11 protein-coding genes and 1 other RNA gene are annotated in these 12,031 nt (G+C 40.5%); 6 read left to right on the forward strand and 6 right to left on the reverse strand.

The window, feature by feature from the left end; all coding sequences use genetic code 11:
• The 3 genes from Q0A12_RS06335 to Q0A12_RS06345 all read right to left on the reverse strand — a co-directional run.
• Positions 1 to 334: aminoacyl-tRNA deacylase (locus tag Q0A12_RS06335; RefSeq protein WP_291291819.1), on the reverse strand; the 334-nt coding region annotated here is incomplete at its 3' end.
• Between the two features lie 53 nt (positions 335 to 387).
• The gene (gene aroD, locus Q0A12_RS06340) at positions 388 to 1,137 is read right to left on the reverse strand and encodes a type I 3-dehydroquinate dehydratase (RefSeq protein WP_291291820.1); all 750 of its coding nucleotides are present in this window, start codon (positions 1,135 to 1,137) and stop codon (positions 388 to 390) included.
• Between the two features lie 5 nt (positions 1,138 to 1,142).
• Positions 1,143 to 2,312: a class I SAM-dependent rRNA methyltransferase gene (locus Q0A12_RS06345; protein ID WP_291291821.1), complete on the reverse strand. Its 1,170-nt coding sequence runs from the start codon at positions 2,310 to 2,312 to the stop codon at positions 1,143 to 1,145.
• A gap of 239 nt (positions 2,313 to 2,551) precedes the next feature.
• Here Q0A12_RS06345 and Q0A12_RS06350 point away from each other — a divergent pair, with 239 nt between their 5' ends.
• From Q0A12_RS06350 to Q0A12_RS06360, 3 genes are all read left to right on the forward strand, one after another.
• A complete protein-coding gene (locus Q0A12_RS06350; protein ID WP_291291829.1) occupies positions 2,552 to 4,633 on the forward strand; it encodes an LTA synthase family protein in 2,082 nt (693 codons plus the stop codon).
• A gap of 156 nt (positions 4,634 to 4,789) precedes the next feature.
• Positions 4,790 to 5,530 carry a hypothetical protein gene (locus Q0A12_RS06355; protein ID WP_291291822.1) on the forward strand — a complete coding sequence of 247 codons (741 nt, stop codon included), beginning with the start codon at positions 4,790 to 4,792 and terminating at the stop codon, positions 5,528 to 5,530.
• Positions 5,506 to 5,979, forward strand: a complete 474-nt coding sequence (locus Q0A12_RS06360; protein WP_291291823.1) for a hypothetical protein — start codon at positions 5,506 to 5,508, stop codon at positions 5,977 to 5,979. The genes Q0A12_RS06355 and Q0A12_RS06360 overlap by 25 nt, the downstream gene beginning before the upstream one ends.
• A 448-nt stretch (positions 5,980 to 6,427) precedes the next feature.
• Here the strand turns inward: Q0A12_RS06360 and Q0A12_RS06365 are convergent, their stop codons facing one another.
• From Q0A12_RS06365 to Q0A12_RS06375, 3 genes are read right to left on the reverse strand one after another with little or no spacing between them, the layout of a single operon-like run.
• The gene (locus Q0A12_RS06365) at positions 6,428 to 7,888 is read right to left on the reverse strand and encodes a HAMP domain-containing sensor histidine kinase (RefSeq protein WP_291291824.1); all 1,461 of its coding nucleotides are present in this window, start codon (positions 7,886 to 7,888) and stop codon (positions 6,428 to 6,430) included.
• Positions 7,888 to 8,601 (reverse strand): response regulator transcription factor, encoded by a 714-nt coding sequence (locus Q0A12_RS06370; RefSeq protein WP_291291825.1) that lies wholly within the window; start codon positions 8,599 to 8,601, stop codon positions 7,888 to 7,890. Before Q0A12_RS06370 ends, Q0A12_RS06365 begins: the two co-directional genes overlap by 1 nt.
• A complete protein-coding gene (locus Q0A12_RS06375) occupies positions 8,582 to 8,932 on the reverse strand; it encodes an SdpI family protein (RefSeq protein WP_291291826.1) in 351 nt (116 codons plus the stop codon). Before Q0A12_RS06375 ends, Q0A12_RS06370 begins: the two co-directional genes overlap by 20 nt.
• Positions 8,933 to 9,075: 143 nt before the next feature.
• On the opposite strand from Q0A12_RS06375, the gene Q0A12_RS06380 reads away from it, so the two are divergent.
• From Q0A12_RS06380 to Q0A12_RS06390, 3 genes are all read left to right on the forward strand, one after another.
• Positions 9,076 to 9,846: a Cof-type HAD-IIB family hydrolase gene (locus Q0A12_RS06380; protein WP_291291827.1), complete on the forward strand. Its 771-nt coding sequence runs from the start codon at positions 9,076 to 9,078 to the stop codon at positions 9,844 to 9,846.
• 62 nt (positions 9,847 to 9,908) lie between these two features.
• Positions 9,909 to 10,272: a transfer-messenger RNA gene (gene ssrA, locus Q0A12_RS06385) on the forward strand.
• A gap of 268 nt (positions 10,273 to 10,540) precedes the next feature.
• Positions 10,541 to 11,905: a Y-family DNA polymerase gene (locus tag Q0A12_RS06390; RefSeq protein ID WP_291291828.1), complete on the forward strand. Its 1,365-nt coding sequence runs from the start codon at positions 10,541 to 10,543 to the stop codon at positions 11,903 to 11,905.
• Positions 11,906 to 12,031: the final 126 nt, after the last annotated feature.

Genomic DNA, 12,031 nt, shown 5'->3' on the forward strand with positions numbered 1-12,031 from the left:
GCTTTTTCATACCAATAGGTGAACAACCGCCACGAATATAGCCTGTTGTCTCTTCAAGGTCTCTTAGATGCAGCATCTCGACTTTTTTATTGCCGCTGGCTTTAGCGATTTTTTTCAGATCCAGTTCATGGTCTCCAGGGATCACCGCAACGATTGGTCCGGTTTTATTGCCAACCGCTACGAGGGTTTTATAAATTCTTTCTGGATGAGCGATTTGCTGTGCAACAGAACCAGCATCCAGATGATCTTCTGACCATTCGTAGGTATATTCATGATAGGCGATTTTTCTTTGTTCTACCATCCGAATCGCATTTGTTTTCTTCACTTTTGCCATTAGTCATTCCTCTTTTATCTAAACTTCTATTGCATCACTTTTTCTTGACCACATCAATCAATCAAAAATTCGGCTAAATACTCTTTCATCCGCTCGATAGGAATCTGTCCCGGAGCAGACGCTTGGTCCAGAGAAGCAAATGTCATGACGGAATCAATCAGACTGCCGCTGACACGGCTGATTTTCCCTAAATCCCCCATGGACATCACGGCTAAAGGTAGTTGATTGAACCCGCGGGCTTTATTGACGATGCCCATCAAACGCAAGACATCCTGCACATTGTGCGGCATCATAGCTAATTTTCCAATATCCGCACCAAATTGGTTCATGATACCGATTTTTAAGATCAAGACTGCATCTTCAGGAGTCTTCTCAAAATCATGGCTACTCAAAACCAATTTCACTTGTTGTTCTTTGATTTGTTGGATAAAGTTTCTCCCCAAAAATTCAGCTTTCTCCAACTCTACATCGATCATATCGATCAATCCGGATTCTGCTGCTCCTAGGCATAAACTTTTGTATTGTGTCAATGTAAAAGGAACTTGCCCGCCTTCTTCGATCGTCCGAAAGGTAAACAAAAAAACTTTTGATTTTAATGTTGTCCGAACATGGGAAAGTACATCCAATACATCTGATAAACTATCCACCTTTTTATAGTAATCCGCTCGCCACTCAATGATGTCTGCATCCGAAGTTTCTGCGGCTAGGGCTTGCTTGATAATTTCCTCATTCGTTGTTCCGGTCAGCGGCACACAAATGCGCGGGTGCTTGCCGTCCAACTCGATCGACTTTACTTGAACCATCCACTTCACTCCTTTTTGATTTGGTAAAAGAATACCTTTAAATAATTCCCTTCTAAAAAGTTGGGATCAACCGCAAAGTCACTTGGTAGTCGATATTCTTGGATACATTGATAGCTGACTTGTGCTTGATCCATCGCTTCTTCAATCATCTGCTGAAATTTTTTGGGAGAAAGATTGGCCGCATTCGTCGAAGCAATCAACAAGCCTTCGTTATTCATGATCGCCAAACTATCTGTAATCAGTTCGCCATAATTTTTTGCGACTGAAAAAACTTTTTTCTTGTTCCGGGCAAAACTAGGCGGATCCAAAATGATCATGTCAAAGGTAAGCTCCTTTTTCTTGGCGTACTTAAAGTAACCAAAAACATCCATCACATGGATATTTTGTTTTTCAGGATCAACCCCATTGATCGTAAACTGTTCGCGGGTCTTCTCCAAACTTCGCTTGGCAAGATCAACACTCGTTGTCTTTGCCGCACCACCCATTGCAGCAGCGATCGAAAAAGCACCTGTATAACTAAACATATTCAACACAGACATTCCTGCTGCCAAGCCTTCGACTAACTGACCGCGAACTTCCTTCTGATCCAGGAAGATTCCTGTCATCAGTCCTTCATTCAGATACGTAGCGTATTGGACCCCATTTTCTTTGATGATCAGCGGTTCAGGGGCCGCTTCTCCATAGATAGCCGCTGATTCCGGCAGCTCAGAGTCAAAGCGGATTTTTTCATAGGCACCTTTGACTTCGGGAAAAACTTGCTGGAATGCTTGGATCAACACGGATTTCTTTTGGTAAAGTGTCTCGTTGTACCAAGAAAATACGGCATATTCGCGATACAGATCAATCGTTAAACCACCTAAATGATCCCCTTCACCATTGACGACACGAAAGGCATCCGTTTCTTCGCTGGCATAGTAAGCACTTCTTTTGGCTTTCGCTTTTGCAAAAGCGGCTTCAAAGAAATCTCGATTGATGGGTCGTTCCTCAAACGCCAATACCCAGCCAATTCCTTTGTTTTGTTTTCCTAAATAGCCGGTACCGACTACTTTCCCTTGATGATCGACAAAAGAGAGCCACTCTTGCGTCGGTTTGACGCGTTGAAGGTCTTCTTCTTTGATCAAGGGATTTTTTTTATGGAATTTCTTGATTCCTTGTTTGGTCAAATTCATTTTCATCGTTTATCTGCTCCATTCGTTCTATTGATAAGTATAGCAAAAACCTGTTTCTTTGTCTGTAACCTTGAAAGTAAAGAAATGCTTAATTCCGCCCCGCACTTGGGAATTCAATTGACACTATTTCGCGAGACTAGTAGAATATAGAATGATGTAAAATTGAATCTTATTCGATTAAGCTTGAAAAAGAAAGGAAGATTCCTTTGAAAAAAAATAGAGTATCCACTTTTGTGAATACACGAATGGGCTTTTTTCTCCTACTTGCCCTCTTATTTTGGTTAAAAAATATCTTTGCTTATTTGGTGGATTTCCACCTTGGGATTGAAAGTGCTGTGCAATACTTTATCTTATTCATCAACCCAATCGCAACAACCTTATTTTTACTTTCGATCGCTCTGTATGTAAGGCGCACCAAAGCAGCTTACATTACCATGATCGCCATCTATTTCTTGATGACGCTGCTTTTGTTCTCAAATGTCAGCTACTATCGAGAATTCACTGATTTTATTACGATCAATACGATGTTAGGTGCCGGGAAAGTAGCCAGTGGCTTAGGTGAAAGTGCCATTCGTCTTTTCCGTCCTTACGACTTATTGTACTTTGTGGACTTTATCATTTTGATTGCTGCTCTTGTTATGAAAAAAATCAAAATGGATCAACGGCCAGTAAGAGCACGGATGGCCTTTGCGATTTCTACATTGGCTGTCATGATCTTCTCAGGAAACCTCTTCTTAGCTGAAGCAGATCGTCCTGAATTATTGACACGTACCTTTTCTCGTGATTACTTGGTCAAGTATCTAGGAATCAATGCATTCACTGTTTATGATGGCGTGCAGACCTATCAAGCATCCCAAGTTCGAGCAGAAGCAAGTCCTAATGATATGAAGGATGTTGAAAATTACGTCAAACAGCACTATGCCGCACCAAATGATGATATGTTTGGAATTGCTAAAGGGAAAAATGTGATCTATATCCATTTAGAAAGTACCCAACAATTCCTGATCGATTATAAATTAAAAGATGAGAATGGCGTAGAACATGAAGTAATGCCATTTATCAATAGCTTGTATCATAGTAAAAGTACTTATAGCTTCGACAATTTCTTCCATCAAGTCAAAGCTGGGAAAACCAGTGATGCAGAAACACTCTTTGAAAATTCACTTTTTGGTTTGAATCAAGGGGCGCTCTTTACACAGCTTGGCGGAAAAAATACCTTTGAAGCCGCACCTGATATTCTAGGTCAGACACTAGGCTATACTTCAGCGGTCTTTCATGGAAATACCGGTACATTCTGGAATCGGAATGAAACCTATAAACGTTTTGGCTATGATTACTTCTTTGACGCTTCTTACTATGATGTCAACGAAGATAACTCTTTCCAATATGGCTTGCATGACAAACCATTTTTCGAACAATCTGCACAATACTTGGAACGATTGCAACAACCATTTTATGCGAAATTTATTGCTGTTTCTAATCACTACCCTTACTCAGAATTTACCAATGACGAAGGTGGTTTCCCATTAGCGAATACTTCCGATGAAACGATCAACGGCTACTTTGCTACTGCGAACTACTTGGATCGAGCGGTAGAAGAATTCTTCAACTATTTGAAAGAATCTGGTCTCTATGACAATTCTGTGATCGTCTTGTACGGAGACCACTATGGTATTTCAAATTCACGAAACAAAAACTTAGCCGAATTGCTTGGTAAAAACAGTTCTAGCTGGTCTAACTTTGACAATGCCGCATTGCAACGGGTTCCTTACATGATCCATATTCCTGTCCAATCAAATGGCGGGATCAACCATACTTATGGTGGTCAAGTGGATGCATTGCCAACCTTGCTTCACCTGTTGGGTGTCGATACTTCGAAATATATCCAACTAGGACAAGATTTATTCTCGAAACAAAATGAACAGTTGGTTGCCTTTAGAGATGGTGACTTCGTTACTCCTGACTATACGTATTATGGCGGTGTTCTTTACAGTAACAGTACTGGCATGGCAATTCCAAGTCCTTCAGCCAGTTTACAAAAACAAGTGGATGAATGGAAAGCCAAAGTCGATAAACAATTGTCTGTTTCGGATCAAATCAATAATGGGGATCTGCTACGTTTCTATGCGAAAAGCGGCTTGACCGAAGTCGATCCGGATAGCTACGATTACAAGAATGCCCTGCAAAAATTGGCAGCCAAAGAAAAAGAACTTGGTGCTGATTCGACAAGTATCTACTCAAAGAATGGCGGAAAATCAACCGTCGATTTGTATCAAACAAAAACCTATAAAGAATACGAAGAAATGGTCAAAGACTCTGATAAATAAGCAATTAAAAAGGTACTGCAACGCTTTTCAAGTGTTGCGGTACCTTTTTTTACGGAAAAACAAAAAAATATCGCCTGTCTTTCTTTTTTTGTACAAGAACTTCATACTTTATTCAAACTCCCCTTTTATACTAGATAGTAGAATGAGGTGAATTAAATGAAGACGTTTCGTTTTGCTGTTGCCAGCATTCGTTATCATAAAAAAGCATTGATCCTGTATGGATTACTAGCCTTTTTCGCCGTGATTGGGTTGATCATCAGTGACACGTTGCTTCACTCATTGAGCCAACTATTTTCTCAAGCCAAAGCCTATGTCATTGATGAGGAAATGCCGGCCAAAATCATCCAAGAGATCCAACCAATCGCCACTATTTATCAGAATCTGTTTCTGTTGATCTTCGCCAGCTTTTTGCTGGTGTTTACAGGCTTTACCATCTTTTACCAGCAAATGAAAAGAAAAGAATTTCAAGCTTGGCTGACCAGCGGCGCATCTTCCCGACAATGGGTAGGGATGCAGTTACTGGAAGTATTGATCCCACTAATGGCAATCGTCCTTTTCGTCTTTGCTCTTTTAATTTTGTTTCAACCATTCTTTCAACAAGAAATGATCACAAGTCATCTCACGATTTTTGAAAGAGAAGATCCTTCTGTCCAGGTATGGCAATCCATCAAAAACCAAACAACCTCAGATTTTGGGATCACGATCCCTCAAACAAGCCAAGCATTCATTCAAAATATTGAATTGAATAGCTCGGAATGGTTATCAATGATTCTAAAAAGCCTGCGTCAAACCGTTATGTTACTTTGTACATCTGTCACGATCATCACGTTAGTTGTTGCCAGTAGTCACTGCTTTTATTGGAGGAATCAACAATGGAAAAACCAAAAAATCAACTAAACACCCCAGGTCTTTTCTATCTTGTAGCCACTGATCTTGCTGCGAAAGAAATGTTGGCTCACCTTCTGCAAACCAACCAAGCGGTTACCATCGAGCCAAAATGGCACTATGTCCCGTTCCTATCCTTAACAGACAATCTTTCCTTAGCCAATAAAAAAGATCTGCCACTGGAGGAACTTCTGTCTGCGGTTCAGTTGGAACCGACTTTTTTAAAAAAGCCCATTAGTGAACTCACCTCTTTGGAGGAGGTCAAAGTTCAGTTGCTCTTGGCCCTTTTATTGGAAAAGCCAGTGCTTATTTTAGAAACCCTCTCCCAAAATTTGCAGACTGCCGATGTCCAAGCCCTGCTCCCGTTATGCAGTCAACTAGCAAAACAATTTCAGCTATCGATCTATTTAATGAATGAAGATGAACGCTTGGCTCAGACCCCCTATATTACAAAACAATGAGACTTTTCTATCTCTACGCAAAAAAAAAGGACTGTGACATAAGTCATCATCCAACAAGTTAATCCAAATATTATGCTATTGCTTTAGATTCCTCTGACTTTTGCGACGAGGAGCCACTGCACCGCAGGAGCAATACTAAGGACTGTGCCATAAGTCATCATCCAACAAGTTAATCCGAATATTATGCTATTGCTCTAGATTCCTCTGACTTTTGCGACGAGGAGCCACTGCACCGCAGGAGCAATACTAAAGACTGTGCCATAAGTCATCATCCAACAAGTTAATCCAAATATTATGCTATTGCTCTAGATTCCTCTGACTTTTGCGACGAGGAGCCACTGCACCGCAGGAGCAATGAGATATATTCGGATAGTGTTACTTGTAGGAGACTTATGGTACAGTCCCTTTTTGCTTCTTATTTCAAAGAAATAGGCTTTTCACTTCTAGGTTATTCTTCTATTTCAATATCTGGAAAAGTCACTTTGAAGGTCGTCCCTTTGCCCAGCTCACTATCAACTTCGATTTTTCCTTTATGAAGCCGTACCAATTGTTCGACGATCGACAACCCTAAACCCGATTCACCAAACTGGCGATTTTTTCGGGAAGGATCGACTTTATAGTAGCGATCCCAAATATTTTTGACTTGTTCTTCGGTCATACCGATTCCTGTATCCGAAATCTCAATGATCGTTTCCAGATAACCTTTCTCGATGCGCACGCGAATCTCACCATCTTGTGTGAACTGAATGGCATTTTGTAAGATATTGACCATAATCTGCACGAAACGGTCATAGTCGGCATAGACATCGATCGATGCCTCAGTTTCCAATATCAAGCGATCATTTGCGACTTCTGCTTTACTCTCTAATTGTGTCAATAGATTCTTCATCGTCTTAGTTGCATCAAACTTCTTGATGACCATCGATATTTGATTGGTTCTGATTTTTTCATAATCCAGATTCTCATTGACTAAACGAATCAAGCGATTGGTCTCATTTTTCATCAAACGAATCGCATTGTCTCTCTGGTTTTCTGGAATCGCATGGTATTCTAATCCTTCTAACAACCCATTGATGGTCGTTAACGGGGTGCGCATCTCATGGGAAGCATCTGCCATGAATTGCCGCCTTCGTTCTTCCTGCCGCTCAATTTCTTCATGGGATTCTTTCAACGATCGGGACATCTGATTGAAGTCCTCGGCCAACTCATCAAACTCATCACGATTATGAACAGGCAATGAGATATCGAAATTACCGTTCGTAATTTCTTTGGTTGCCCGCTTCATGCGATTGATCCGGCGAACTTGGAAAGTCGCAAACAAGTAACTAATCAACAGTGAAACAATGATCGAAATCAAGAAGACTTTGAAGAGGTTCTGATTAAAGGCGCTGACTAAATTCAAAATGTTGCTGGCGGATTGTGATACCACCATCACACCATAGAAATCCGTGCGATTCACAGAAAAAGGAATCAATACATAAGAAGTCAATTCTCGTTCACCGAATAGATTGGTATTCGCAGTCATTTGTAAGCGGCCGCCATTTTTCAGCGACTGCCAATCTGTATCAGAAATACTGAAATCAACCCCACGTCCTGTGGTATCCATCGGGTAGATCAGTTCTTGCGGACTTTTAAAAAAGGCAAAAGAGATGTCTTGATTACTCAGAATATTTTCCGCAAGGTGCAATGAATATTGCAAATACTCATCCCGAGTCATATTTTGTTGGAAAAATTCAGAATCGCTGATTTGAGAAATTTTTGCCACCGAAGAAGCATACCCCATCAATTGTTCGTAATTGCGTTCTTGTAACGTCTGTCTGGTCATCTGAGTAAACGCTACTCCAATCGTCATCAAAATGACCAGAATCACGGCAAAGAAAGCGATCAGCTGTTGATAAAGATAACGCATTAGGCAGCACCTGCATCATCAAACTTGTACCCAACTCCCCAAACCGTTTGAATCACTTGCGGTCCCACTTTTTCAATTTTTTGTCGCAATTTTTTGATATGCGCATCAACCGTGCGTTCATCCCCAAAATATTGGTAATCCCAGACTAGCTCTAGTAATTGCTCCCGGGAAAAGACTTGTCGCGGTTTTTTCGCTAATGTATAAAGCAAATCAAATTCTTTCGGTGTTAATCCATCGATCAATTTGCCGTTCAGATAAGCTTCCCGCGTCTTGGTATTCATTTTAAAATGATCGGTAACGATATCAAATGTCGTATCTGAGGTTTCAGAACTCGTCTTTTCAGCAATTTCACTACGCCGATGCAATGCTTTGATGCGAGCAATCAATGTCAATGGGCTAAAAGGTTTCGTCACATAGTCATCTGCGCCCATTTCCAAACCGATCACTTGATCACTTTCTGAATCACGGGCAGTCAGCATAATAATGGGTACTGTGTTAGACAGTTTACGAATCTCTCTAGCAACGATCATGCCATCCATAGTCGGTAAATTTAAATCTAGCGTGATCATATCCCATTTTTCCGGTGCTTCGGCAAAAGCTTCTAAGCCCTCTTTGCCATCATATTTGAAGGTCGCATCCCAGCCTTCGTTCAAAAAAAACATTTGCATCATTTCTGAAACAGATTCATTGTCTTCAATCATTAAGATATTCATCATCTTCACCCCTATGTTGTTTATCAAATCGCTGCAGTTTCTCTTCGATCAAACCAAAAATCGGTACAATAAACCAAGGAATGGCAATCATTTCTAAGAGATAGAAATTGGTCCATCCCTGCCACTTCAGCAGGATACCAATCAATGTCATGACGCCTCCAAAAAGCAGAAAATACTGCGTACAGATTTTTTGCGCATATCGCCAGTTTCGTTCATTTTGTTTGGCTAGATAAGAACGATAGCCATAGATAAAATTGATTTTCTTTGAAGGAAGTATCAAAAAAACAAAACCGATCAAAAAGAAAATCGATCCAATTACTAAAAAAATCATATTTCCACTCCATTCTCCTTCTAGTATACTCGAAAACCTCATATCTACCAACAACTTCACGGTTTCTTCATAAAGGTTTGCGTTTTTGGTAATCTTTGTTAAGATTGATTTTGTAACTGTCAATGAGAGTAGGAGAAAACTGTATGGATTATAAAGCTTTAGCATTTTTTGATTTAGATGGCACACTGCTAGATGAACATTCCCAAATTACCCCAGAGATCGCTGAGGCCATGCAGCGCTTGCGTAAAAACGATGTTTTACCGATCATCGCAACCGGCAGAACCGAAACTGAAGTTCTTGCCATCCGTGAAGCAGCTGGAATTACCTCAAATATTGTCATGAACGGGGCTTTTATTCGGATCGATGGCAAAGAAGTGTTTTCAGACACGCTGGATAAAGACCTTTGTGCTCGAATGATGACAGCCGTGAGAGCGCATGGAGATGAACTTTCTTATTACAATGAAAACGGCTTTTGGGCAACGGGTCATAATGACGAGATGATCAACGCGTACAAGTATGTCCGCAGCCCACTTCCCGAAATTGACCCGTTGCGTTATGAAAAAGACCGCATCAATATGATGCTCGTCTTAGGTATCGCCAACGAAACCTTCTATAAAGAACAATTCCCTGAATTAACTTTTTATCGCAACACCCCATTTTCGATTGATGTGGTCAAAAATGGCATATCTAAAGGAACTGGCATCAAGAAATTGGTTGATTTGCTTGACCTTAAAGATATTCCTACATTTGGTTTTGGTGATGGCAGTAATGACTTTGCTATGTTGGAAGCCTGCGATCATAAAATCGCAATGGGCAACGCCTTGCAAGAATTAAAAGAGATCGCTGACTTTGTCACTCATAAAAATACCGAAGGTGGCATCGTTCATGCCTTGAACCATTATGGTTTGATCTAAATCTTTTCACGCAGCGCAATTTGTGGTATACTATTTTTTGGTAGCGATACCCCTTTTATCAGGGGGATGTTACGGATTCGACAGGCATAGTTGAGCCTGAATTGCGCTCCGTAGGTTACGTCTACGTTAAAACGTTACAGTTAAATATAACTGCTAAAAACGAAAACTCTTACGCTTTAGCTGCCTAAAAACAGTTGGCGTAGATCCTCTCGGCATCGCCCATGTGCTCGAGTAAGGGTCCTATTCTAAGTGGGATACGTTTTGACTTTCCGTCTGTAAGTTAAAAAAGAGAGCATCAGACTAGCGATACAGAATGCCTGTCACTCGGCAAGCTGTAAAGCGAATCCTTAAATGAGCTGACTATGAGCGTAGATTTTTAGGTAGCAATATGTTTGGACGCGGGTTCGACTCCCGCCATCTCCATAGACTAAAATCGAGAAGATTTTCGTAGTTTTTCCTGAGAGGTAGAAACCCTATTACACAGAGGTTTCTACCTCTTTTTTGGTGTTCAAGCTATAGAAAAGCTTTTCGTAGTTTTTCCTTTTTAGTAGTCAAATGGTAGTCAAAATGGTAGTCAATTATCATCATCAAACCAATTTATTTTCCTCGCTTATCCTAGATTGATTTTTTTATTTCCTGTTCGCTTTACAAACAGAACAAACGTTCTTATACTTTCCTTAAGGAGTGAGCTATTATGGGAAGTTTTCGATACGAACTTGAGCCCAAACGTGACATTCTTTTTATTGATGTAAAATCATTTTATGCTTCGGTTGAGTGCGTTCAACGTGGATTTCATCCAATGAAAACCATGCTTGTAGTCATGTCTCAATCTGATAATACTGGAAATGGATTAGTCTTGGCTGCTTCTCCTCTGGCAAAAAAGAAGTTAGGCATTTCAAATGTTACTCGTGCTGATAATTTACCAAACCATCCTTTGTTGTTCAAAGTCCCTCCACGCATGAACTTATATATAAAAGAAAATCTGAAAGTAAACAACGTATTTAGAAAATATGTAGCCGATGAGGATCTACTCCTCTACTCTATTGATGAATCGATGATGGACGTAACTAAATCACTGAACTTGTTTGTACCAAACAAAAACTTGTCTCGAAGCGAAAGACGATGGCGACTAGCTAAGATGATTCAACGTGATGTATATGACACGACGAAGCTCTATGTGACAGTAGGAATTGGCGACAATCCTCTTTTAGCCAAACTAGCATTAGACAACGAATCGAAGCATAATAAATCCCTAATTGCAGAGTGGACCTATCAAGACGTGGAAAGTAAAGTTTGGAACATCTCCCCTGTGACAGAATTCTGGGGCATTGGATCACGCACACAAAAACGACTTGAGCGAATGGGTATAGAAACGATTGAGCAACTTGCGAAGGCTAATCCCGATTTGTTGCGAAGTCGAATGGGAATTATTGGTGAGCAGTTATATCATCACGCTAATGGAATCGATCGGACAATTATCTCTGAGCCAGCTCCTCAGACAAGAGACAAGAGTTATGGTAATAGCCAGGTGCTAAATAGAAACTACTATCTACAAGATGAAATTGAAATTGTCGTCAAGGAAATGGCTGAACAGGTTGCTGCACGTATTCGCAGACATCACTGCCAAACTTCTTGTGTTTCCATTTACATTGGTGTTGCATTTGGAGAAACACAAAAAGGGTTCTCACGACAGATGACGGTCCCACCTACTGATAACACAAAAATATTGGTCTCGCACGCACTGTTCCTATTTCGTAAATATTATACTGGTCAAGTCGTCCGTCATGTAGGTATCACCTATTCAAAGTTAATTTACACATCAAGTATTCAGCTTGATTTATTTGCTGATGCTGAGGAGCAGATAAAGCAAATGAGGCTAGACAAGATCATTGATAAGATAAGGGAAAAATATGGATTTACTTCTATCGTTCATGCTAATAGCAAACTTGAAGGTGCTCGAGCGATTGCGAGAAGTAAACTGGTTGGTGGTCACGCTGGTGGAATGGATGGAATTTCGAACGAAGGGACTGATAAAAATAAACATCATAAGTCTGTATGAGCAGGGGTATATTTCATACTCGGAATTTATCCAGGAGTTTCCGGATTCGATTTCTGAATCTCAAGAGTGCCTTTACGGTACAAAATGCGTTGAGCATTATGTCAATCTAACGTTAGGCAAAACTGA

Source organism: Enterococcus sp. (assembly GCF_022711995.1).
Classification (GTDB): domain Bacteria; phylum Bacillota; class Bacilli; order Lactobacillales; family Enterococcaceae; genus Enterococcus_D.

Bases quoted from the DNA above. Each gene is read 5' to 3' on its own strand.
- Q0A12_RS06375 (WP_291291826.1), bottom strand. From the start codon at position 8,932: ATGATTTTTTTAGTAATTGGATCGATTTTCTTTTTGATCGGTTTTGTT.
- aroD (WP_291291820.1), bottom strand. From the start codon at position 1,137: ATGGTTCAAGTAAAGTCGATCGAGTTGGACGGCAAGCACCCGCGCATT.
- Q0A12_RS06365 (WP_291291824.1), bottom strand. From the start codon at position 7,888: ATGCGTTATCTTTATCAACAGCTGATCGCTTTCTTTGCCGTGATTCTG.
- Q0A12_RS06380 (WP_291291827.1), top strand. From the start codon at position 9,076: ATGGATTATAAAGCTTTAGCATTTTTTGATTTAGATGGCACACTGCTA.
- Q0A12_RS06355 (WP_291291822.1), top strand. From the start codon at position 4,790: ATGAAGACGTTTCGTTTTGCTGTTGCCAGCATTCGTTATCATAAAAAA.
- Q0A12_RS06360 (WP_291291823.1), top strand. From the start codon at position 5,506: ATGGAAAAACCAAAAAATCAACTAAACACCCCAGGTCTTTTCTATCTT.
- Q0A12_RS06350 (WP_291291829.1), top strand. From the start codon at position 2,552: ATGGGCTTTTTTCTCCTACTTGCCCTCTTATTTTGGTTAAAAAATATC.
- Q0A12_RS06390 (WP_291291828.1), top strand. From the start codon at position 10,541: ATGGGAAGTTTTCGATACGAACTTGAGCCCAAACGTGACATTCTTTTT.
- Q0A12_RS06370 (WP_291291825.1), bottom strand. From the start codon at position 8,601: ATGAATATCTTAATGATTGAAGACAATGAATCTGTTTCAGAAATGATG.
- Q0A12_RS06345 (WP_291291821.1), bottom strand. From the start codon at position 2,312: ATGAAAATGAATTTGACCAAACAAGGAATCAAGAAATTCCATAAAAAA.